The following is a 677-nucleotide window of genomic DNA, read 5'->3' as shown; positions in this document are numbered from 1 at the left end:
GCCACGGGCGCAAGAGGTGCAACGGGAGCGACAGGTCCTATAGGTCCAGAAGGAGAAGAAGGGGATACTGGTCCTACAGGTGCTACAGGAGCGAGAGGGGCAACAGGAGCAACCGGAGCCACGGGCGCAGTAGGCTCGACCGGAGCAACTGGAGCTACGGGTGCGGTAGGCTCGACGGGAGCAACCGGAGCTACGGGCGCGGTAGGCTCGACCGGAGCGACCGGAGCCACAGGTGCGGTAGGCTCGACGGGAGCAACCGGAGCCACGGGCGCGGTAGGTACGACCGGTGCAACTGGAGCTACGGGCGCGGTAGGCTCGACGGGAGCAACCGGAGCCACGGGAGCAGTAGGCTCGACGGGAGCGACCGGAGCCACGGGAGCAGACGGCTCGACAGGAGCAACCGGAGCCACGGGAGCAGTAGGCTCGACCGGAGCAACTGGAGCCACGGGAGCAGACGGCTCGACGGGGGCAACCGGAGCCACGGGCGCGGTAGGCTCGACAGGAGCCACCGGAGCCACGGGCGCGGTAGGTTCGACGGGAGCGACCGGAGCCACAGGTGCAACGGGAGCAGTAGGCTCGACCGGAGCCACCGGAGCCACAGGTGCGGTAGGCTCGACCGGTGCAACCGGAGCTACGGGAGCAGATGGCTCGACAGGAGCAACTGGAGCCACGGGTGC

General features: G+C 69.0%; 1 pseudogene. It reads left to right on the top strand.

The window, feature by feature from the left end:
- Positions 1-677 (top strand): annotated as a pseudogene (locus WBG83_RS22545) (collagen-like protein); the annotation flags it as partial.

The sequence above is a fragment of the Paenibacillus sp. y28 genome (genome assembly GCF_037137075.1).
Lineage (GTDB): Bacteria > Bacillota > Bacilli > Paenibacillales > NBRC-103111 > JBBBNV01.
The sequence above is the reverse complement of the archived record's forward strand: the minus strand, read 5'-3'. Positions and strand labels throughout refer to the sequence as shown.